This is a genomic window from Peribacillus sp. NPDC056705 (assembly GCF_043656335.1).
On sequence record NZ_JBHTYI010000031.1, the window covers coordinates 1 to 22363 of the forward strand.

General features: G+C 41.9%; 12 protein-coding genes and 3 riboswitches. Of the genes, 2 read left to right on the forward strand and 10 right to left on the reverse strand.

Annotation, left to right across the window (positions count from 1 at the left end):
- Positions 1–358: 358 nt before the first annotated feature.
- From ptsG to ACFRAK_RS23230, 7 genes are all read right to left on the reverse strand, one after another.
- Complete coding sequence (gene ptsG / locus ACFRAK_RS23200; protein WP_394572576.1) at positions 359–2428, reverse strand: glucose-specific PTS transporter subunit IIBC; 2070 nt, start codon at positions 2426–2428, stop codon at positions 359–361.
- A gap of 215 nt (positions 2429–2643) precedes the next feature.
- Complete coding sequence (gene glcT / locus ACFRAK_RS23205; protein WP_394572577.1) at positions 2644–3486, reverse strand: glucose PTS transporter transcription antiterminator GlcT; 843 nt, start codon at positions 3484–3486, stop codon at positions 2644–2646.
- A gap of 153 nt (positions 3487–3639) precedes the next feature.
- Entirely contained in the window at positions 3640–4971 is a 1332-nt protein-coding gene (locus ACFRAK_RS23210; RefSeq protein WP_260288108.1) for an NCS2 family permease, read from the reverse strand.
- Between the two features lie 106 nt (positions 4972–5077).
- Positions 5078–5179, reverse strand: a riboswitch (purine riboswitch).
- Positions 5180–5404: 225 nt separating this feature from the next.
- Positions 5405–6961, reverse strand: a complete 1557-nt coding sequence (gene guaA, locus ACFRAK_RS23215; protein WP_311202594.1) for a glutamine-hydrolyzing GMP synthase — start codon at positions 6959–6961, stop codon at positions 5405–5407.
- Between the two features lie 142 nt (positions 6962–7103).
- Positions 7104–7205: riboswitch (purine riboswitch) on the reverse strand.
- A 36-nt stretch (positions 7206–7241) separates the two neighbouring features.
- The gene (locus ACFRAK_RS23220; protein WP_394572578.1) at positions 7242–9434 is read right to left on the reverse strand and encodes a DUF4129 domain-containing transglutaminase family protein; all 2193 of its coding nucleotides are present in this window, start codon (positions 9432–9434) and stop codon (positions 7242–7244) included.
- Positions 9431–10591, reverse strand: a complete 1161-nt coding sequence (locus ACFRAK_RS23225) for a DUF58 domain-containing protein (RefSeq protein ID WP_387604982.1) — start codon at positions 10589–10591, stop codon at positions 9431–9433. The genes ACFRAK_RS23220 and ACFRAK_RS23225 overlap by 4 nt, the downstream gene beginning before the upstream one ends.
- Before the next feature lie 32 nt (positions 10592–10623).
- A complete protein-coding gene (locus ACFRAK_RS23230; protein ID WP_387706015.1) occupies positions 10624–11580 on the reverse strand; it encodes an AAA family ATPase in 957 nt (318 codons plus the stop codon).
- A gap of 190 nt (positions 11581–11770) precedes the next feature.
- A riboswitch (cobalamin riboswitch) is annotated at positions 11771–11990 on the forward strand.
- A gap of 157 nt (positions 11991–12147) precedes the next feature.
- Between ACFRAK_RS23230 and ACFRAK_RS23235 the strand changes: the two genes are divergently transcribed.
- Both ACFRAK_RS23235 and ACFRAK_RS23240 read left to right on the forward strand, forming a co-directional pair.
- A complete protein-coding gene (locus ACFRAK_RS23235) occupies positions 12148–12693 on the forward strand; it encodes a hypothetical protein (protein WP_394572579.1) in 546 nt (181 codons plus the stop codon).
- 3 nt (positions 12694–12696) lie between these two features.
- Positions 12697–13647, forward strand: coding sequence for an ABC transporter substrate-binding protein (locus ACFRAK_RS23240; RefSeq protein ID WP_387604979.1), 951 nt, complete (start codon positions 12697–12699; stop codon positions 13645–13647).
- An 841-nt stretch (positions 13648–14488) separates the two neighbouring features.
- Here ACFRAK_RS23240 and essA read toward each other — a convergent pair.
- Genes essA through essC form a run of 3 tightly spaced genes read right to left on the reverse strand, consistent with a single transcriptional unit; the run spans position 14489 to position 22359 of the window.
- The gene (gene essA / locus ACFRAK_RS23245; protein WP_387604978.1) at positions 14489–14971 is read right to left on the reverse strand and encodes a type VII secretion protein EssA; all 483 of its coding nucleotides are present in this window, start codon (positions 14969–14971) and stop codon (positions 14489–14491) included.
- Positions 14958–17885, reverse strand: a complete 2928-nt coding sequence (gene esaA / locus ACFRAK_RS23250; RefSeq protein ID WP_394572580.1) for a type VII secretion protein EsaA — start codon at positions 17883–17885, stop codon at positions 14958–14960. Before esaA ends, essA begins: the two co-directional genes overlap by 14 nt.
- A complete protein-coding gene (gene essC / locus ACFRAK_RS23255; protein ID WP_387604976.1) occupies positions 17878–22359 on the reverse strand; it encodes a type VII secretion protein EssC in 4482 nt (1493 codons plus the stop codon). The genes esaA and essC overlap by 8 nt, the downstream gene beginning before the upstream one ends.
- Positions 22360–22363: the final 4 nt, after the last annotated feature.

Below are 22363 nucleotides of genomic sequence, written 5' to 3' on the forward strand. Positions count from 1 at the left end.
GTTTGACTTGCTCATTTGCTTTTTTGATAGTGTGTGCTCACTTAAAATTTAACGTTGGCGCTTTGTTTTGTTCAGTTTTCAAAGAGCAATATCTTCCATCGCTTCTTTAGCGACTCTTTTATTGTAACACCTTTCAAACATAAAGTCAACAACAAGTTATCATTTGCTTGTTTATCCTTTTTATCTCAAGCGGTGTATTTAATATATTAGCACTTGCAAATAGATAAGTCAATTTAATCTTTTAAAATTCCGTTCATTTTTTTCATGAACCACTTTCTTTCTATAGAAGTCGGACCCTGCTAATGAATTATCAAAAAAGGAGGGCAGCTGATTATAGCCCCCCTCCTTTTATTAATGATTATTTATTGATGGAAATTACGTCCGCTTCTTCCCTATTTACATTTCCGGCCTTTTCAATCTTCACAGTTTCACCTTCGGAAAGGTTAGTAAAGACGATTGGCGTAATGATAGAGCTGGCATTGTTTTTGACATACTCTATATCAACTTTAAGCAGCGGCTGTCCACTTGTCACTTTATCTCCTTGAGCAACAAGCGCTTCGAAACCTTTGCCTTCTAACTTAACTGTATCGATCCCGACATGTATCAAGATTTCACGTCCAGCTTCGGAAACGATACCTATTGCATGTTTAGTCGGGAATAGGTTAACGATAGTACCGTCTACAGGAGAAACAACCACTCCCTCCTCAGGTACAATTGCAAACCCATCACCCATCATTTTTTCAGCAAAAACTGCATCAGGCACTTCCGTGATCGGTTTTAATTCCCCTTTAATAGGAGAAACAAAACGCTCGGAAACTTCATCCGTCCGTAAAGGTTTCGGGACGACATCCTCAATTTGCTTTTCCACTCCTACTTCAGGAGACGCTTCAACTTTACGAGGCCTTTTTCCATCGATGATATCTTTCATTTGCCCCTTGATAGTTTCTGAACGCGGTCCGAAGATTGCCTGGATGTTATTGCCCACTTCCAGAACTCCAGCAGCACCAAGTTTCTTCAACCTATTTTTATCAACGTTACCGATGTCATTGACTGATACACGAAGACGGGTAATGCATGCATCCAAGTGAGAAATGTTTTCTTTTCCGCCCATAGCATCCAAAATATCTCCAGGAAGACTTCCAGCTGTACTTGCAGATCCTTCAGCTTCCTCATCCTCTTCCGTTTCACGGCCAGGAGTTTTAAGGTTAAACGTCCTTATCGCAAATCGGAATCCAAAGTAATAGATAACCGCAAAGACCAAACCAACCGGAATAACGATCCATGCATTGGTTTGAGGATTAATTAAACCGAACAGTACGTAGTCGATCAACCCACCTGAAAACGTCATCCCGATTTTTACGTCCAGTAAATGCATGGTCATGAATGATAGACCCGCAAACAAACAGTGAATCCCGAAAAGTACCGGTGCAACAAATAAGAATGCAAATTCAAGTGGCTCAGTAATCCCCGTCAAGAAAGATGTAAGTGCCGCAGATGCCATCAAGCCCCCGACTATTTTCTTTCTTTCCGGTCTTGCTTCATGATAAATGGCCAAAGCCGCAGCTGGTAACCCGAACATCATGAATGGATACTTACCAGTCATGAAGGTACCTGCCGTTAAATTCTGTACACCATCTTTAATTTGTGCCATGAAGATGGCTTGGTCTCCTCTGACTGGCGTTCCCCCGCCTTGAGGGATGTAGCTGCCAAATTCGAACCAGAATGGCGAATAGAAAATATGATGCAATCCAAAAGGAATCAACGCACGTTCTACAACCCCAAACACGAAAGCTCCCAGAGTCAGGTTAGCACCCAACATATTTTCAGAAAATGAATTTAACCCCGATTGAATCGTCGGCCAAACCAAAATCATCAATAACCCAAGAATAACTGCGCTGGCGGCCGTTACAATTGGTACAAAACGTTTACCTGCAAAGAATCCTAAATAAGAGGGCAGTTCAATTTCATAAAATTTATTATACATAACAGCAGCCATGACACCGACAATAATACCGCCGAACACGCCCGTTCCCAACGTCGGGATTCCCAGAACATTGCTATACACCGCACCATTGTTCTCAATGTCGACTGCGTCAATCCCGAGAACGGTTCCCATCGTTACATTCATAATCAAGAACCCGATAATCGCAGCAAGGCCGGCAACACCCTCTCCGCCAGCTAACCCAATCGCGACCCCAACAGCAAACAACAAGGGAAGATTCCCAAAAATAATATTTCCGGCATTCTCCATTACCGATGCAACCATTTCCACTCCGCCACTCGCAAGAAACGGGGCGATATCCAACAAAGTTTCGTTTTGCAATGCATTACCAAACGCAAGCAAAATTCCGGCCGCCGGTAAAATGGCTACAGGAAGCATCAAAGCTTTTCCGATTTTTTGCAAAACACCAAACAACTTCTTAAACATAGGCTTTCCTCCTCTTTACTGTTTTTTCCACGCTAATAAAACGGTTACATTAAACGATGGTATTCACCTTCCCACGCATCAGAATTCAAATACAAAAAAGGCATAAGCAAAGATAGGATTGAAATGAAAATTCAGGTATATAATACCCTCTTTCATAACAATCATTCTCCTCACTTATGCCTGATCGAATCAGTAACACGTAAGTTAATGTTCTTTTATTTTATTTTCTTTTGTAATCGTTGGATATGCATCGTTAAATAGACAGCTTCCGCATCACAAACCGGTTTGCCTAATTTCTGCTGCATAATTTTTATTAGCTTCCAAGAGATATTGTAACACAGAGGATATTCTTCTTTCAATAGCATTGCTATTTTTTCGGGTTCCTCAACTTTTTCCCCAGCCAACACCCTGTCTATCATGAATCTTAAATGACGGACCAAACGTGAATAGTCTATTCTATCCTTATTAATTTGTACGTCGAGCTGTTCCTCAACGACTTGGATAAGATGATAGATTAACTGCGAATGCTGATTGACTTCCGATAAGTCTTTATTTGATATTGCACTATGAATATGAAGCGTAATAAAACCGATTTCCCCTTGGGGCAGGCCTATGCCTGTCTTATCTTGGATTAATTCAATTACATCAACAGCAATATCATGTTCAAAAGGATAAAGGGTTATCGTTTCTTTCAAGAATGGGTTTTTGATAGTCATTCCTTGTGAAACTCGCTGAAGGGCGAACAATAAATGATCAGTTAAACCGAAATGTATATGTTCATTAAGTTTCCCAGTTACCCGATCGTTAATGAGATGAATGGATTCTATAATGGCAGCTTGAAGATTTTGATCGATCTGCGGCAAAAGTTTTTTGTAACTTTCCTGTTCCTTAACATTTTTCAGGACAAACGTTTTTTCCGCAAGTTCCGGACTTAGCTCTTCGCCTTTCTTTCGGTTGAAGCCTAAGCCCTTTCCAATAGAAACGACTTCTCCATACGACGGATGCGTGGCAATCACCACGTTATTGTTCAAAACCTTTTCAACGATAAAACCATTCATTTTTCTCCCTCTTTTTTTCTCAAAGTCATCCCTATACCCCATACAGGATAAAGTACTTAGTACTTAGTCCTTTTACTATACACGATATGAGCTTTCTCTTACAACATGAAAGAAGAGCCCCGAAATCGGGACTCTTCTTTCTTACTTGCATTATTACTTCAAGAAAATGAAATATAGCAGGAAGACGACTCCAAGACCCCACATGATCGGGTGAACCTCTTTAGCTCTACCTTTCATCGACATGGTGATTGGATAGAATATGAATCCGCAAGCTATACCTGTCGCAATTGAATATGTCATAGGCATCATGATGACCGTAAAGAAGGCCGGAACCGCAATTTCGAACTTTTGCCAGTCAATATTTTTAAGTGATGATGCCATTAATACTCCGACTATAACCAATGCCGGCGCAGTCACCGCAGATGTCACAACTGAAAGAAGCGGGAAGAAGAAAAGGGATAGGACAAACAGTAAGCCCGTCACTACAGCAGCGAAACCGCTTCGAGCACCAGCAGCAACACCTGATGTAGACTCTACATATGATGTCGTGGTGGATGTACCAAGAATTGCACCTGAAACGATGGATAATGAATCAGCAAGTAATCCTTTTCCCACTCTAGGTAGAACATTATCCTTCATTAGTCCAGCTTGTTGCGCAACAGCCACTAACGTCCCGGCTGTATCAAAGAAAGCTACGAACAAGAAGGTCAATATCACGATTAGCATTTGACCAGTGAAGAGATCACCGGGATTTCCGAAGGCATCGAACGCAACCCCGAATGTTGGCGCTATGCTAGGAACGGCACCGATTATTTTCTCCGGCACCGGAACTTGCCCAAAGATCATTCCTGCAATGGCCGTGATGACCATACCTACGAACACGCCGCTTTTGACGCCTCTCGTCATCAAAATGACGGTTACGACAATTCCGAACACAGCCAATAAAGTATTTCCTGATGTCAAGTCGCCCAGTCCGACAAGAACGCTGTCATCATTCGTTATGATTCCAGCATTCTGAAACCCTACAAAGGTAATGAACAAACCAATACCGGCTCCAACTGCGTATTTCAATTCGACCGGAATTGCATTAATGATTTTCTCACGTATTCCCGATAGGGAAAGCAAAACGAAGATTATACCTGAAATCAATACCCCTGATAAAGCTGTCTGCCAAGGAATCCCAAAACCAAGTACAACGGTAAAAGCGAAGAAAGCATTCAATCCCATGCCCGGGGCAAGCGAGATTGGATATCTGGCTATAAGCCCCATCAATATCGAGCCAATTGCGGCTGCTAAAGCGGTAGCTGCAAAAACCGCTCCGTAGTCCATTCTCAATTCATCCGGATAGTCCTCGATACTTTGTAAAGTCAGCATCACAGGGTTAACAACCAGGATATATGCCATTGAAAGGAATGTAGTTAGTCCGCCAAGTATTTCACGGCGATAATTAGTTCCCAGCTCGTTAAACCGAAAATAATTTTTCATTATGAGTCTCCCCTATCATAAAATCATAAGCCAACAGAAAATGCCCCATTCACTTTTGAACGGGGCTTGACTGCAGTCATGTAAAGAAGTGGCGGTTTATCCATACTCGCCAATCCATACACATCGTAGTCAAGCCGTTCTCGGCAGCTTGGTAGAAACTTTTGGGCCATATCCCCAATATTATACGACAATTATGTTTTTTATTATTATAGGTATAGTGTACCAATCACTAAATTAATCGTCAATATACCAAACGAATATTTTTTATGCAATTTTAGGAAATGTTCGCTTTTCGCTATATATCTCTTACTTATTATGGCTATATATTCGCCAATATACGGGAAATGTAAGTAATCTACATATTCAAAAAATTATTTTAACCAAAAAAATCAGTGAAGGTTAATTCCTTCACTGATTGGATGATTTTAATCTTCTATTCCCACTCGATCGTTGCAGGCGGCTTAGACGTAATGTCATACACGACGCGGTTTACATGGTTTACTTCATTAACGATTCTCGTTGAGATGATTTCAAGTACATCCCATGGGATTCTTGCCCAATCGGACGTCATTCCGTCAATGGATGTAACCGCACGGATTCCGATTGTATAATCATACGTACGCGCGTCGCCCATTACCCCAACGCTTCGAATGTTAGGAAGCACTGTAAAGTACTGCCAAATTTCACGTTCCAAACCATTCTTTTTAATTTCCTCACGTAAGATATGGTCAGATTCACGAACGATTTCAAGTTTTTCATCTGAAATTTCGCCTAATACACGAATACCTAAACCTGGACCCGGGAATGGTTGACGCCAAACGATTTCATCCGGAATGCCCATTTCACTTCCAAGTGCGCGCACTTCATCCTTGAATAGAGTGTTCAAAGGCTCAATCAATTTAAATTGCATATCTTCCGGCAGACCGCCAACGTTGTGATGCGATTTAATTGTTTGTGCAGTGGCCGTACCACTCTCGATAATGTCTGTGTAAAGTGTACCCTGTGCAAGGAAATCAATTCCTTCGAGCTTCGTTGCTTCGTCATCGAATACGTAGATGAACTCGTTACCGATGATTTTCCGCTTTTGTTCCGGATCTGAAACGCCTGCAAGTTTCGATAGGAAACGGTCTTTTGCATCAACCTTGATTACGTTCATATTGAAGCCTTCACTGAATGTTTCCATTACACCTTCGGCTTCCCCTTTACGAAGTAATCCATGATCAACGAAAATACATGTCAGCTGGTCGCCAATCGCTTTATGGATCAATACAGCAACTACGGATGAATCCACACCGCCGCTCAATGCGCATAACACTTTTTTATCTCCGACCGTTTGGCGGATTTTCTCCATCTCTATCTCAATGAAGTTCTCCATCGACCAGTCACCTTTACAGCCACAAACGCCGAATACGAAATTTTTCAAAATGTCATTCCCGTATACCGAATGACGGACTTCGGGATGGAATTGCACGGCATACAATTTACGTGACTCGTCACTCATAGCCGAAATTGGGCAAGACGGGTTTGTCCCATCAACTTTAAAACCTTCAGGCGTTTCCACCACTAAATCACCATGGCTCATCCAGACGATTTGTTCTTTCGGCAGGTCGCTGAATAACTTAGACTCATTTTGAATGGAAAGTGTCGCTTTTCCGTATTCACGGTTTTTCGCTGGCTCCACCTTACCGCCAAAGTGTTTAGTCATAAGCTGCATTCCATAACAAATACCGAAAATCGGAAGGCCCATTTCGAATATGCGTTCATCACAACCAAATGCATTTGCATCATAAACACTGTTCGGACCACCTGAGAAAATAATTCCCGTTGGGTTCATTTTCTCGATTTCTTCTACAGTAATTGTATGAGGATGAAGCTCACTGTACACACCAAATTCGCGGATACGACGAGTGATCAATTGATTATATTGGCTTCCGAAATCAAGTACTACGATCATTTCCTGGTTTTTTTGCAATTCTGTTTTCCCCGGCACAAACGTCACCTCTATCAATGTAATTCACTCATAAAATCGAGTGATAATTTCTTATAAAAAATATTATCATAAAAAAAGAAAAACTAAAAATCCACCCTCAAAAATACAGAAAAAGTATAGACGAAGGCAGATTTTCAGCTTTCCTGTTAAAATCCGCCTTCATAGTCAAATCATTTACGGTGATTCGGTAGAAACTTTCGATCCATATTATCGAGGATATATGAAGGATATATTAGTTTAAGTTAGTTTTTGTTATTGTATCAATATAATAAAAACCTGGTCAAGAGCTAGTTTTTCTCATTAAACTTTCCCAACCCTTTTGAAAGTGTTTCCAATCGCCATCTTCCACGTCTCCACGATATATCATTAACTCGTATTTAGCCGTTAATTCACTCATCTCATCCGTATCGTACACTGCATCCACATAGGCGGCGTACTCCCTTAAAGTTTGCCCCTCCGGACGAACCAAACCAGCTCGTTTTAACTGTTTCAATAATATTAAATAGGCGGTCGAGAAATGAGCACCGGTTTTCTTTCTATAACGAAGAATCTGCAGATGGGGAATCCACTTCCTTCTGAAGAAATAACCAATAGAAGCAAGTATCAATACACCTGACAGTATGATGGCAGTCCATTTTAAGAACCATTCCATGTTCCTTGTTTTCAAGGGTGATCGAGTTTCCCTATCAGGTGTATCATGGAGTTCCTTGGCCTCTTTCCTTGTTTGCTCTTTATTAATTGGGGTTTCTTCAGTGTTCTTCACTTCCTGTTTCCATTCCGAATCGTAAAATTCAACTTCCCCATCAAAACCCTTTGTCGGCTCGAAGGGAACCCAGCCTATCCCTGCAAAATAAACCTCGACCCAGGAATGTGCATTATTATTGGTCACCTTATATACGGACTCGCCATCAAGGATTGATTTTTCCCCTTCCGTATAACCCTTTACCCACCTTGCAGGCATATTGGCGGCTCTTAGTAAAACGACCATTGCACTTGAAAAATTATCACAATACCCTATCTGTGTCTCGAATAAAAATTGATCGACATAATCTTGATTGCTCTCCGGATAGGGAATATCGTCCTTAGAATAACTGAATTCAGGTCCGTCAAAATAATCCTCAATAGCTTTTGCTTTATCGTACCAATTCGTTTCATTCCTTATAAGCCGGGATGCCAATTCATATATCCGGTTTGGCAATCCCTCTGGAAGCTGAGTGTTTTTTTCCATTATTAAATCCATCGACCCGTCGGGATCCGTTACCTTCCTTAACTCAGCTATATCAAAACTCTGCATATCATAGCTAAGCTCATACTCTTTCAGGGAAAGTCGTTCGCCAGTATCCTGTTCGGAAATAACTTTGTCCATTCCCTGATAATATTTGAAATCCTTCCCGTTTTTGGCCTCAATCTTTTTTAAATACCCGGATTGCGGATGAAGGATATGGGAATATGATTCCATCATGGACACATTTGCCGTCATTCCTTCTGTCCTCACCACTTCAGTAACGTCGTGAAGACCTAAAGATGCCATATCCTGTCCGTTGGAAAAAGTGTGAAAGTCCGTTTCCAGTATGGAATCCCACCCTTTGCCGGTATAAATATCCTTGTTCTCGACTTTCCAGTAATGTCCTGCAGGAGCATTATTATAAAAAACGATGGAACTATCCGGCTCTATCGAACCGCCAAGCTCCGAATCGTCTTCATCATATCCCACACTTTTACGCTTCGAACCTCCTTCTTCTTTCCCCGCTTTATCAGAATAAGAAGTAATATAAGGCACCGGGTCCGGCCACTGCGGAGAGAGCTTCGGGGCAGCGAAACCAACAAGGACACTTACCAATATCATGCCGGTCAGCATCAAGATCCACTTATTGATGGAAGCCATCTGAAACTTGATCCTCTCCTGTATCGTCAGACGCAGCAGGGACAGCAGGCCTAGCATCAAGAAGCCGATGATGATTATTCTAATCATTGCCATATCCCCCGCATAAGGAGTGAATGTATCAAGTACAGATATAAAAATCACCGTTAACATAAAAAAGAAAAAGATGCTTTGCCTCACCATCACCCAGTAATGGATCAAGTATGTTACAAGCCAAAGAAGGACAAAAAATAACATCGTTCGAAATGGATTTGTGATCAACTCCCAATTCCCATCATATATAAAACCAAGATTGCCCTTAAAATCCGCTAGAAATCCTTTCAGCCATGACAATTGAAATAAAGCGTCTATTGAATGGAGGAACTGTAATGAAATCATTATATAAGCACTATTGAGAATAACTCGGATTGACCAATGTAGGCGGAAATAATGCAGCAGCAGGGAATAGAGCAAAAATAAAATAAAAATGATGATATTACCTGTATCGGTGAGTTTATCGACAGGCCTTAACCATTCAGTAATCAACAACAGACCAAATACATACATCAAGACATGCATGAACCTTTCCAACTTTTCGGTGGTGACATTCACTTTGCCATCACCTCTGATCTATCAAACTTTAGTTGGCCCTGTTCAAAAAAGCTAACCTTCATCCCCCTCGAAACAGCTGCAGAACTTGACAACCTTTCCTCATCAGTAAGATTTGCCTGTTTCTTAACACATAACATTAATCCCTGATTAGGTTGGAAAGCACTCAATATGTCCACCTTTTCTAAAGTTAAGTCTGAAACGATGAATATCACAGCAGCGTTTGCCGGAAGAATTCCCTTCCTGACATTTTCATTCAATGCGTTTACTGCACTCGGCTCTTCTTTAACAAGTCTGTAAAAAATCCTTCGTTTCTGGTAATTGCCCGCTGCTGCCGGTATGATCATCCTCGACCCCATACTCACATACCCAATTTCCATGCCTTTCTTTAACATGGCGTGAGCAACGGAAGCAGCCATCACAATGGATTCTTCGAATAAATCCGACGGCTTTTCATCAAGCATGATGAATACATCCCGGTTTTTCTGCACTTCGAATTCCTTCGTCATGATTTCACTCGTTCTGGCCGTCGCCTTCCAATTAATCCATGACAACTGATCGCCTGGCTGATATTCCCTTACTCCGGATACCACTGAATGTTCCCGTTGTGTTTTCTTTGTTGAAACCACTGCCCCCTGATTGAACACTCGATCAAGATCACTGTAGGCAAGCTCATGATAACGAGGAAAAACAGTTATTTTCAGAGGTGAACTATATATCGCTTCCTTTTCGACTAACCCGAAAAAATCCCCAACCCAAAAGCGGATCGATTGAAACGAATGCTCTCCACGCTCCATGTCTTCCAAGGTATATGACATGCAGAAGGTACGCCTGAATCCCGGAAAGATAATGATTTTCCTTTGAAATCCCCTATCTTCCAGACGCTGAGGCAATTCCTCCTCTACCACCATAAATAGTAGGGGCAGCCGGTTTTTACGGGTAAACGTCAATGCTATTTCAACAGATTCGCCGGCCTGGCATTCCCTTTTATTGATCTTTCTCTCAACGATCAAATCATGCAGCGGATAAAACAGCAGAATCAAAGCGTACACAGAAAACGGCAAAAATGAATAAAAAATGAACCAACTGACAAAACCACCTTGAAACATTGCATAGCAAAAGGAAACCGTCAAGAGTAATACAAGTCCGACCACACTCATATTTCCCCTTAAAATGTTGATGAATTTGCGCATTAGGTCATAGCCCGCTTTACAGGCACCTGTGTTGTCGCCACAACTTCATGTATCACCATTCCAGCATCGAAGCCCTCATACTTCGCTTCAGGTTTCAAAATAAGCCGGTGGGAAAATACGAATGGCACCAAATATTGAACATCGTCCGGCAGAACATAGTCCCTGCCCTGGACCCGCGCGTAAGCCTGGGCTGCCTTCATCAAGGCTATCGATCCACGCGGGCTTACACCTAAATAGACCCCTTCATGCGTACGTGTTCGATTCGCCAATTCAACAATATATCGTTTTATTGTGTCATCCACTATCACAGCTTTTACCTCAGCCTGTAATTCTATCAATTCATCCAAGGTGATGACGGCTTCCAGCTCATCAAGCGGTACCGTGTATTGAGCTCTATTAAGAACCTCTATCTCTTCTTCCACACCCGGATAGCCCATTTTCATTTTTAATAGGAATCTATCCAATTGAGCCTCCGGAAGCGGATACGTCCCCTCGTATTCGATCGGATTTTGTGTCGCCATTACGAAGAACGGCTTCTCCAATCTCCTTGTGACACCATCAATCGTCACACTTGCCTCTTCCATGGCTTCAAGTAATGCAGACTGAGTTTTCGGCGAGGTCCGGTTAATTTCATCGGCTAAAATAATATGTCCCATTATCGGACCTGGCCTAAAAATGAATTCTTGTTCCTTAGGATTGAAGATCGAAACACCAGTAACATCAGAAGGAAGTAAATCAGGTGTGAATTGAATTCTCTTAAAGCTTGCACCTATAGATTTTGCCAGTGCCCTTACCATGACTGTCTTCCCTACGCCCGGAACATCCTCCAATAAAACATGTCCACCGGAAAGGAGTGCCACGATACTTAGTTCTGCTATATCCCGTTTTCCGATAATCACCTTTTCGATGTTCCCCAGAACCATTTCCAGTTTTTGATTGACCTGCTTATAAATCATTCTCTACCTCCCGGGATTCACAGTATCACCATGATTTCATACCTTTTTCTATATCAAAATTTTACATTAAGCTCCAATTAAACCTTACATTGTAAGTTTACTAGATATTCGGTAAACCATAAACGAATTTGTCCAAAAATATTAATGCAGTCTATTGAAAAAAGGTATGGTAAACTGTTGCTAAGTGAATATGAATCTTGCAGAAAAAGGTGCTGCATTGTCAGCTTAATAGGGAATTCGGTTTAAAACCGAAGCTGTTTCCGCAACTGTAAGTGCTAATGAAATAAGATGTTTACCACTATTTGAGGTTGTAATCGCTCGCCGATTACCGGCCATTTAACCCAAATGGGAAGGTTCTTAGAGTAAAATGACGCACGAGCCAGGAGACCTGCCTTTTTTCATCGTATTATGCTCTTCGGAAGATAGGAGATTGTACGGCCCTCCCATCTTTTTCTACTACAGATACATAGATGCCCGAAGCCGACCAAAACTCTTGGTCGGCTATTTGTCTTGCTGGGAAAAGCAATACGGAGGTCATTCACCCAATACGTAAAAGGAGGAAGATTTATGGCAAAGAAAGACTTTCGTTTTTTATGCTACCCATACATGCGTGAGTCCGTATCGACCGTCGATTTTGAAATCCGCACAGACTCATTGACGACACAGATCGGCTTGGCCGCCTCGCTTACTGAGGACGTCCCCGATGTATACCGTGACTTAATGGAATTATTGCCCATGGTTTACCATTTAAACGGCTCAGTCCGTGGGAATTTAGCCATTACCGGCGATGATCTCGACCGTTTAAGTGCAATCTACGACCGGTATGTCGCTGAAGTGAGGGATCGAATCGAAACATTCGTCCTTCCACAAGGATCAACCGCAGCATGTACTTTGCATACTTGCCGCAGTGAGGCCAAAAAGTCCGTGCGAGCTTTACACAAGGTAAGTCTAGAAAAGGAAATTCCAGGAATTCTTTTTGATTACGCTCACTTGCTTGCAAATGTATTATTCGTGATGGCAGTCTACGTCAATAAGCAACAGGGGATCGAGGAGATTCCTTTTATAAGTAAATCATACCCAACCAAACCAATGAAAAAGAAAACGGAGGAATAAATAATGAAGAGAACCCTACGATTCAGTTGGATTTCCATGCTGATGCTTACGCTATTCCTCACCGGATGCGGAGTGAACAATGATCAATCCTCAAAGGATAATAAAGATAGTAAAAAGGTCGAAGAAATCAAGGATTATACCGTTACGGATGATACTGGTAAGAAAATAAAATTCGAGAAAATCCCGGAAAAGGTCGTTTCACTTCAGCCAAGCAATACGGAAATCTTATTTGCCCTTGAACAGGGTGATAAAGTCGTTGGCGTGACAGACTTCGATAATTATCCAGAGGAAGCGAAGGATATCGAACATGTTTCAGACTCCGTTAACATTAATGCAGAAAAAATCATTGCCTTGAAACCTGATGCCATCATTGCTTATACCATTGGGGATGAAACGGCACTGAAACCACTTGAAGATGCCGGTATCCCTGTATTCATCATTAAATCTGCGGCAAATTTCGATGATGTATATGGTGATATCGGGCAGATTGCTAAAGTGATGGGTGTCGCCGAAAAAGGGAATGAATTAGTGAAAGATATCAAATCCCAAATTACAAATGTCGAAGAAAAAGTGAAAACCTTAGATGAAAAGGAGCAAACATACTTTGAGATTAGCCCTGCTCCGGAAATCTATACAACAGGATCGGAGACCTTCCAAAATGAAATCATGGACACTGCCGGCATAAAAAACATCTTTGATGACCAAAAAGGCTGGGTTAAAGTATCTGATGAAGAAATCGTCAAAAGGAACCCTGAATCCATCATCACCACCGCCACGTATGCAGATGATGCTGTTGGTGAAATTAAATCGCGTAAGGGCTGGGAAGATATCGATGCGGTGAAGAACGATGATGTCCATTTACTTGATGAAAATATCATGTCACGTCCTGGACCAAGGGTCGGGGAAGCTGTTGAACTCGCAGCAAAGACTGTTTATCCTGACTTGTTCAAATAACACGATAGGAGGATACGCCAATTAATCGGCGCATCTAAGTTTGTAGACAAAAGGGGTTCGGAATTAAAAAATTCCGAACCCCTTTTTGAAACACAATTTTGGCCAGGTTTAAGAGAAATAGGCTCTACGATCGACTATGTTAAGCCATGCCCTATGGGCCATCTTCTTTTAATTATTAAAAGCGAAATGAGCATCGTCTGTATCGACTATTTTTGAGTCCCCTTAATGTAGTCCAACGAATACCTTACTTTTCATTTGCATCTGCGAATACATGCCAAATCGTTTTTTGTATTTCGGATATCTATTTTTTACACCATGATGACTGCGCAGATGATATGCATCTGACACATATGCCCGCCAGTCCTCAGGTATGGTTACTATCTAATTGTTATAACAAAGTCGATTGAAGAGAAAGGTACGGGACTCCTGCTTAGAAATGCGGGTCTAGTGAGACCCAGCAGGCGCAAGCCGAGGAGGCTCCCTGACCACCCGCGGAAAGCGAGTTTCTTGAGCGGAAATCAACGTCCAAATTGTACAAGCCATAAAAAAACGGCAGGCAAACTCCAATAAATGGTCCACCTTTTCATAATTTTCTGCACCGATCATCAAGGCAATGAAGCCACGCCCCACCGATCAGTACATTTTAAGGAGACCTCCTTTCTGTCTTGTTTATGCTAAAATGAATGCAATCCACTCATAAGATATAAGAGGTACTGATCATGTATAAAAAATTTTTCATTTTAATCTTCGCAGCCGCCCTTCTTTTAGGGCTTATTAAAACCGTTATGGATATGTAGCAAAACAGCCCGATTCCTGACTTATGCCAGGAATCGGGCTGTTTTCATTTTCGATTAACATCACCATTCAGCTTCCCCATTTTCGGGATAAGGATAAAAAACAAACAAACGACCAAAAGTGCCAAAATGATGCCGAGCAATATCGTCAGGTCAAAATTAAGGGAAGGCTCTGTTTCTTTTTCGCTTCTTGTTCGAATGGCGGCTTCCGAGAATAATCCAAGCTGTTCTGATTTTGAAGCGATGGTATTATTCTGATTCTCCGTTACAGGAGACAGAAACAGTGAGTCCTTCACCGAGTCAACGGCATCATATTTCCCTCTTTCAAAAGTGAGGTCCTTTTGTTCTTCAGGCAGTTTCCGCTTCTGTTCCAACAATCCTTCTTCATGGAAATACTCCGTTTGAATATCAATATCCTTTTCATGATATTCATTAGGCTCCACCATGGGTTCCTCTACCGCCCCGCCATGAGGTGCATGGCTAAAAAACAGGATGAGCAAGACAGGCACTACATATTTATTCCACTTCATGGGCCATTGCTCTTCTTTCTGTAAGACGCTTCACCATATATGGGATGATCGTTGCAATAAGCGTCAGCACAATCAAGATGATACTAGCCGGAATGAATGCCGACTGATTACCGAATTGTATGGACATGTATACGTCCGCAACCGGGTGGTCTACATTGAAATTAGGCATGATTAAATCCAATAATGGAATGGTAAAGAAACTGATCAAACCAATCACCAGGATAGCCCCGACAAACGGCCCAATCGAGAACGCTAGTCGGGTAAACGCTGCACAGAAGAATAAAAGCAGGACGGTGAATACGGTCCATTTAATCTCCTGCATATCTCCCAGCGGATAGATCTTCAAACCATACATGCTGATGATTAAACCTACGATCAGGTTCAATAAGGTAAACAAGGCCGCATGGACCATCATTGGAATGGTTTCGTAATGATGCAGGAAGAAACCAATCAATAACCCAGAGATGAGAATGATCACCAACATGACGATCGGCGGGATATTAACCTTTTCCTGATGAAGGACTTCCCCGCTGATTTGTACGGGATTCGCTAAATATTCGTACACATACCCATTCTGCTGATCATCGACTAGAGTATTATTCAAGACACTATATACATCCGTCTTGATTCTTTCGGTTGAGTCTACATTTTGGGACCAATTGTCATTAAGCTGATCGGCCCTTTCCTGTACTGACCCCACTTTCGCTTGCAGGTCAGCTGTATCCTTCGTGACCGTGTCCTGTCGTTCCGCTACAGAATTGACAAGTTCGGAAATGAAGCCGACAGTTGTTGCCGTATTGTCTTGAAGTGATACAAACATTTCTCCATCAAGATTAACTGGAGGTTCAGCCTCCATTTCAGGAATTTCCATATGATCTGACAAATTGGCAGACACTTCTTGAGCCTTGCCGGTAATTGCCGCTAATTCAGCTAAAGTGGCTTTCTGCCCCGTTTCAACGTTGGCATCATATTCTTTCATATAGCCCTTAATGGACTCTGAGAACATGCCGAAGTTCTCATTGACTCCTGCTAAGCTGGCTTTAACGAGTTTCGCTTCTTCATCTACGTTTCCGGAAACCCCATTTTTCAAGTTTTCCAATTCTTTTATATTGGCTGCAAATACCTTATCTACATTTGCTTCCGTGACTCTTTCAGCCAATTCCCCATAAGATGAGAGTGAACCGTAATAGGCAAGGAGGGTAGTTGAATCCCGATTGGTGATAGGATTCTCAAAGGCCCTCACCAGCACCGCTCGCCTTTCTCCCCCCACTTTTCCAAGAAGTGACTGTTCGAGAGTCTTGATTTCTGCGATGGCCTCATCGATTGTCATACTCTGGATGTCCTGTAATTTTCGAATATCTTCCTGTGACTTTTTCCATTGGTCACCTAAATCCTTATAATTCGTGCCGAGTTCATTATAATCAGCTTGTAATTGCGTAAACTGTGCCAGCAGCTCATTATACGAATCTACCAGTGTATTGAACTCAGTTATCACTTGGTTATAATTTCCTGTCCTTCCGTTTACCGTTCCGCTGAGATTATTGATTTCCGTTTGGAGTTCTGCTGTAAGGATGTTGATTTGTTCAGCAGCTCCTTCACTTCCTTCTGCCGGCACCAAACTTTCAAGTGCCGTGTTGATCCCAGTGATTTGATCCAGCAGTACCTGTAGCGACAGTTCATCAATCGGGTCCTTCTTTTCAGGTGCAGCAACCGATTCATCTTTGCCCGTTTCCGTTTCGATATCTTCTATAGGCGTCGTTCCTTCACCAATGACTTCCCCATCACCAGAGCTGCTTGCAAGATTCCCTCTTTGCACAAGCAAGGTAGACTGAAGGTTATCAAGACCCGCCTCTTCCGATTGTTTCAATCGTTCAATCGAGCTTTGTTGATCTTGGGTGATTTTCGCAATTTGTTCTACTTGTTTGTCTTTCATGTTTGTCGAAAATTGTTCCAATTCATTACTGCTGGAATCAATCTTCTGCTGCATGATACCAACATTCTCACTAATGCCTTGATCATTAAGGCTGTATTTCGTATTCATCCCTTGCTGAATCTCCGGTATCGACTGGTTCCCTTCATTCAGCACCTTGTCATATGATTGAACACTCTCATTGACAAGTTGCTGATTTTGAGCCGAAGCCTTCTCAAAAAGAATACTTTGAGCTTTTTGATATTCCTCAAAAGAAACTACATCTTCTACAAAGGAAGCCATTTGAGTCTTGGTGTTCCCTATTTCATCCATTGTTTCATTACTCGTTTTACCAGCATCCTTCGTTTGGGCAAAGACTCCTTCAAGCATGTCCTTATGCTGCTTGATTTCGCCGGCAAGGCTTTCCGAGCTTGGAGTATAAAACTCATACATCGTGTTTTGAAAAGCGATTTCTTTAGCAAGGACATTATCGAACTTCTTACGGATGTCCTCTACCGATTGGGAAACATAGCTCCAATACTGTGTTGAAATATGCTTATTCATTTTACTCTTTGTCTTCTCTAATTCCTTTTGTACCTTTTCCATGTTCTCTGCATTCAAACTAGGTTGTACCTTGTATTTTATCCCCGCCTTGACAGGCTGTTCATCATCGAACGTATAAATATTCTCTGAAAAATCGGATGGAAAATATATTACTGCATCATACTTTTCATTTGCAAGCCCACTTTCCGCCGTACTTCTATTAACCACAAACCACTGATATTCAGAATCCTTGTCCAATGTAGTAACAAGCTCTGAGCCCACGAAAATAGGATTATTATTAAATTCAGTGCCATTATCTTCATTTACAATGGCGATTTCACGAGAAGCCGTTTCTGTCTTTTTCATTGGATTTTGGCCAATATAAGAAAAAAACAAGATCGGCAGCGCTAAGATCACCAGTATTTTACCGATTAATAGCATCGGTTTTATTTTTTCAGACACTCTCTTGCACTCTCCTTCTTTCTTCACTTAGTGGTATTTGGATTTTACTCTCCTGGCCATTCAGCACAAAGTATCCGTAACCCGGCTGTATTTCTTCTTCTTTTCTGGAATAGGAGAGGGTATACAAGCTTTGGTCCGATTTTTTTATAAGCAAAACAGCCTGTCTGACTTGTTTCAGTTCGGTTGTCAAAGAATCATACCCCTTCGTGAAGTCGTTGGCATTTCCAGCGACAATCAGACTAAACCCGAGGTGGCTGTACTGTTTCATCAAACTGCTGATCTTATCCTGAATCCTGCCGTCTATCGTTTGCTGGATCCTTGAAATGCTGTCTATGACAAACAAGATCCGAGGGAATTCCAGTTGCTTCATCGGTTTATTTTCCAATGCCGCTAGATAACTTCGTTCACGTTCTTCAAATATTTCAGAGATATGGTCGAGCCATTCGGTTATCTGATCTTTTGTTTCCACATAGCTCACCTTCTCCTCTAAAGCATAAGAAGATAGACCCCGGTCAACTCCGTCAAATAAACCAATTTCCCCAATTTCCTGTGTAAGCATCGATTCCAAGAGCACTTTAAGGACATTCGTTTTCCCTTTACGTGACTGTCCTACGACAAGCAGGAATGGATTGGAATTCATCTCCACAAAAACAGGTGCAACCCTTTCCTCTGAAAGCCCGATTGGAATGGAATCCTTCTTAATGGCTTGTGAGCAGTAACTCTTGAAGCTTCTGGAATCAAGATGTGCCGGTAACATCGGAATCGCCGGCGGTTTGGCTGTTTCCTTATATGTAACCTTATGTTCTGCCACGGCTTGTTTCATTTCTTCCAAGACGGCTATATCATCCGCACCATCGGCCGGTAGATAAACCTGCGTTAGATAGGTTTGGTCCTTTTTCACCAACGCCCTACCCGGAACAGGTTCATTTTCATAAGGGGTTCTCCCCAAAACTGAATATTGTTCCGAACTGTCCATTAAGTAATGGACGACCTTCGTCTTAAGGCTATTCATTAACGGCTGGCGAATCGCATTGATTCTCGTTGCCGTTAAGATCATGAATATTCCAAGTGATTGTCCATCACGTGCAAACTGAACGAATTGCGCTTCCTGGTCTTGCATCTCATCCTTCACTAAGTCGAAATTGTCGACCACGATATAAATAATCGGCAATTTATCTTCCACTAATGCATTATAAAGCTTTATGTTACTAAGCTCCTTTTCTGAAAAAAGCTGCTTACGCCTTTCCATTTCCCCCTTCATGAATAACATGAACTTTTCAATTTTCCTTAACTCATCGAACCTGAAGTATTCCCCTGTATGAGGCAGCTGTCGCATTGGCAATAGAGCGCTATTCCCGAAATCGAAAATATAATAATGCAGCTCTTTTGGACTGAATTGATCTGCAAAACTAAAAAGAAGTGTCAAAACGGTGGTTGATTTGCCGTATCCGGAAGAACCAAAAACCCCAACATTTCCATCTTCAATCCAGTTATATACATAATTTGTCTGGAGCTGCAATTCGGGCTCATCCTTCATTCCCAAGTGGAATTGATTGCTCGTCAAGCTTCTTTCAGCATTTCTCGATAAACGATTTGAAAGAGGCGGCAGCCATGGGCTTGCCAGCTTCTTAATATCCATTACTTCCTGTGTCGCCACAATTCGATCTGCCACGGCTTCAATTTCACTAATCTTTTCTCTCTTCTTATTAGTGATCTGTTCCGATACATTTGAGATTTGAACAAGGCCGAGGTCCGTGACAAGTGCCACTTCATCCTCAGATCCAACCGTATCCTCTAAATATGGTGCACCGCTCCACGCAGACTGGAACAATTCATAAACCTCGTTATTTCCTACCTGCAAATATCCCCGTCCGGTGACAGTAATATTTGCTGCATCACTATTTTTAAGAATTTCCTTACTATCATTGGCATCCTGCACTTTCAAGGAAATTTTAAAACGGGCATTGCTCCAAATCTGGTTATCAATTACACCGCCCGGCTTTTGTGTAGCAAGAATTAAATGAACTCCCAAGCTCCGTCCAATACGCGCCGTACTCACTAATTCACGGATGAAATCCGGTTCTTCGTTTTTAAGTTCCGCAAACTCATCTGATATCAAAAATAAATGCGGTAACGGTTCATCCGCTTTGCCTTCTTTGTATAAGTCCGTGTAATCGTTGATATGATTGACTTCATATCGATCGAACAAGCGCTGGCGTTTCTTCAATTCACTATTGATGGAGGCTAGTGCCCTGGCACTGAAGTTCTTGCTTCCCTCGATATTCGTAATGACTCCGAGCAGATGCGGAATCTGCCTGAATGGCTGTGCCATTCCCCCACCTTTATAATCAATGAGCAAAAAAGCAACTTCATGCGGATGATAATGAACGGCTAATGATAGGATGTAGGTTTGCAGTAATTCACTTTTCCCCGACCCTGTCGTCCCAGCAACCAATCCATGGGGGCCATGGGCCTTTTCATGCAAGTTCAATTCAACCCTATCCGTTTTCCCTTTCAATCCAATGGGAACAGCCAAGGATTTGGAAGACTGATTGGTCCGCCAGTTTTGGCTAATAGGCAGATCTTCCACTTCACGAACTTTCAATAATTCCAGAAATGATACCGTTTCCGGTATGGAATTGTTCATGCCTTTTTGATGATCTAGTGAACGCAGCGTACGTGCATATCGCTCATTCCCTTCTTTTGAATGGGCATCAAGTTTAAAAGGAGTATGAACCGCCTTCGTTTGCTGGATGAGAATTTCACCTTCAAGATCATTTATATACTTCACAAGCGTATGGACATTTTCAGTCAAACTTTCTTTTGCATCCGCTGCAAAAATCGTCGAGATACCTAAATCGTCTGTTTTACCTTCTAAATATTCCAATATGACATGCTCCGCAATTAAATTACGATCCGTGACAATAAAGACAAAATGGGGAGTAAATCTCACTTTCCCTTTGTTCTCATCCAAATCCCTTTCCCTCAATAGCTGATAAATCGAGGTCAGTATCTGGTCACGTGATTGCTCATTATATATAAAGCCTTTTGCATAGGCATGCGGCAATTGAAAATGAGGGAGCCATTTCATCCATTCCCAGTCTTGGTAATCCTTTTCCGGAAAAATGGCCACAAATCGAACATCATGATAACTATGAAAAAAGGCCAGCTGCCCAATCAATTGTTGCAGCTCCCGTTTAACAATCGATTCCTTTCCGACCAGGCCCATCGATCCGCTTGATAAATCGATGGATAACGGAAGATCTTCCAGGTTTTTGTATACATCCACAAGTTCTTGCGACTGCTCAAGTAAATCATCTATATCCCGATTGGACATATCGCTACTATTTACCGATACCTCATAACTTGAGGGTATTTTCGCCGTTCCGATCTTAAAGTGCAGGGCATCTTCACTTTCCAAAGTTCGCTCCCATATACGGTCGCTGATACTTTCAGTGAGAAGCTTCATCCTTTCAAAGGAAGGGTAATGATAGAAAAGCACATTCTTTTGTGTCTCAGACAGCTCTTGCAATTCTTCCCTCTTCTGCTCTAGATACCTGGTATATACACGTTGGCGTTTTTCTTCTCTGGATTTTTGCTTCTTTTTGTCTTTAAAGTATTGTACAGTCGAGGTAACTAAAGTCGTTGTGAACATCACAATCGATATGATGATGAAAATGCCCCGAGGCTGAATGACCGTGATGACCCCCATGACGATTAACATCATTAAAGGCGGCATAAGGATTAGCCATAACCCTCTATTATTATCTTCCGATTCCTGGCTCGGAAAAGATATTGTCACTTTCTCATCCGGCAATTCGTAGATCATCCTTGGTGTCCTGCGATATTGTGGATAGTTTTTTTTCATTTCAGAAATTGGCTTCTTCATTTTAGATAAAGATGTTTCATAGCTCTCGGCACAGTGAATCATCAATAAGTCGCCTTCAACCAACCTCAGCGCCATATTCGGCCAGCAAATCAGGTCACCATTTTGAATGGGAACAGTCTTCGTCACCCTTTCACCATTCAGGAATATCGTGCTATTTTCCTTTGGCTTGAGAAGCCACTGCCCTTTATGAAGCAAAAAGGAAAATCCATTGCCTGAAACTGGTCCTTCTTTACAAATAGTCGCCCCCACCTTGGCCGATAAAGTGATTTCTTTCAAATTGCCTATATAATAGAGGCTTTCTTCCAATTCCCCTGCTGTATAAAAAATCCCGACCGTTTCTTCTCCTTCATGAAAGGTGAAGCTTTGGAATGGCTTTACATCGCCAAGCTTCTTGTCCTCTCTAAACACCTCATATCCATCAAGTCCTTCCTGTTTTTTTAGCTTGATGGAACCATGTTCAAAGGGAATGGAATAAACCGTGATCGTATCCTGTTTTGATGGCCCAATCGTAATTGGACCGTTATGATCGTCCTTGATCGTAAAGGATTGGTAGGTCTCCTTAGAATAAATCCATAATAAACTCATTAAA